2 protein-coding genes are annotated in these 1727 nt (G+C 55.9%); both read right to left on the reverse strand.

Annotated features, from left to right (window positions below):
- Window positions 1-50: 50 nt before the first annotated feature.
- Window positions 51-1370: an FtsW/RodA/SpoVE family cell cycle protein gene (locus QJ48_RS33890; protein ID WP_054977688.1), complete on the reverse strand. Its 1320-nt coding sequence runs from the start codon at window positions 1368-1370 to the stop codon at window positions 51-53.
- Window positions 1367-1699 carry a PadR family transcriptional regulator gene (locus tag QJ48_RS33895; RefSeq protein WP_054977689.1) on the reverse strand — a complete coding sequence of 111 codons (333 nt, stop codon included), beginning with the start codon at window positions 1697-1699 and terminating at the stop codon, window positions 1367-1369. The genes QJ48_RS33890 and QJ48_RS33895 overlap by 4 nt, the downstream gene beginning before the upstream one ends.
- Window positions 1700-1727 lie beyond the last annotated feature (28 nt).

Raw genomic sequence — 1727 nt, forward strand, 5'->3', positions numbered from 1 at the left:
AAGACGCCATCGTCCCGCTGTGCGGGGTGCGACTGGCGTCTTTTTTGCCGTCAAAAGGTCCTGCCGAGGCGGATCATATCCTTCCGCCGGTAAATGCCGAGAACGAGGCCGATGACCGCCATCTCGACCAGCGTGTGGGTGCCGCCATAGCTGACAAACGGAAGAACAACCGAGGTAATCGGCAGCAGGCCTAGCGACATGCCGATGCAGTAGCCGAATTGCGCCCCGAGGATGGAAGTGGCGGCCACGATCAGCATTTTGCCGTAGCGCTCGCGGACCTGCCCTATCGAATGGAGCATCCGAGTCACGAAATAAACGGCGGCGCCTGCAACCGCGATACCAACGCCCCAACCGAAGCTGTAGACAAGATAAGTAAAAATCAGTTCACCATGTACATACGGCAGCTTCGGATTGACCGCCCCGAATCCGTGGCCCCACCAGCCGGCGCTGTTCAGAGCCTCTCTCATCTGGATGTACATATACCCCGCGCCCGAAGGATCTCTATCGGGATTGAGAAAGGCTAACACTCGCTGACTCAAGTAATACCGGATCAAGAACGCTCCACCCAGAAGAAGCAGTGTTCCTCCCGTTTGCAGCAGCGCAAGCCACCATTTACGGGTAACGACGCTGCATAAGATCCCGTAGCTTACCAGATAAAATAGAATCGTCGGTAACGAAGGCACCATAATATAGAGCATGACCGGTACGAGAACAAAAGCAAGCATCGATTTCAGCCAAAAATTACGCTTCTGCCCCCGCCAATCGAGGAGCAGGCCAGCCGCCGCAGCCATAAATAAATAGGAGCTGATAACCGTCCAATCCACCACGAAACTTCCAAACGCAAAATAACTTCTCGCCCCATTCACCTTCTGCCCGAACAGTATAGTACAAACCATACCAACGCCGGCAACCCCATACATAAAGAGCGACCAAGCCTTCAGCTTCCGATAATCCATAAAATAAAACAGCAATAAAACCGGCAGTCCTAGCGCGATGAAAAACATTGTACGGATTGCGAAACCAACTCCGTCGAGGCCGTTGGAACGCATCGCCGCATAGCTCGATTCAATGCTGTACATCGCAAAGACCCCCAGCCCCAGAAAGGCGATCAAGCCGAGCAGCAAGCCCCAATGCATCCGCGGCTTGTGAATGCGATGCAATTCCCTGCCGACCGCTACCGGGTCGCCCATCTGCCGAATCGCCCAGGCGACCGCTTCCTCCCGGCTCGCGCCTTCCGCTTCCTTGTCGAGTACCAGCTCCTCCAAGTGGCTTTCCAGCTCCCGCCGGATGTCCTTATGCAGCTCTCTCGCCCGAATCTGCGAGCAAACGCTGCTCAAATAATCCCGCACGTTCTCGTGCTCACGGATCATGCTTTTCCCTCCCCCAAGACGAGATCGACCGCGTCGCGGAACTGCTTCCACTCCGCCGTTTTCTCCTGAAGATACCGCTTGCCGGCTTCGGTGATGCGGTAGTATTTGCGCTGCCGTCCTTGCGCCTCTTCCCAGTACGCTTCGACCCAGCGCTCCGCCTCCATGCCGTGCAGAATCGGATACAGCGTCCCTTCCTTCAGCGAAAATATTCCGCCCGAGCTCTTCTCCAGCTCCTTGATCAGCTCGTACCCGTACATATTGCGCCGCCCGAGCAGCGTAAGAATCATCGTGCCGGTGCTTCCTTTCAGCAGTTCCTTGCTGAGCTTCATGGCAGAACGCGCCTCCTTTCCAAGCCTA

It is taken from the genome of Paenibacillus sp. A3, from assembly GCF_001399685.1.
In the GTDB taxonomy this organism is placed as follows: Bacteria; Bacillota; Bacilli; order Paenibacillales; family NBRC-103111; genus Paenibacillus_G.

Excerpts from the sequence above, each read along its gene's own strand:
- QJ48_RS33895 (WP_054977689.1), bottom strand. The coding sequence starts at position 1,699 with ATGAAGCTCAGCAAGGAACTGCTGAAAGGAAGCACCGGCACGATGATT.
- QJ48_RS33890 (WP_054977688.1), bottom strand. The coding sequence starts at position 1,370 with ATGATCCGTGAGCACGAGAACGTGCGGGATTATTTGAGCAGCGTTTGC.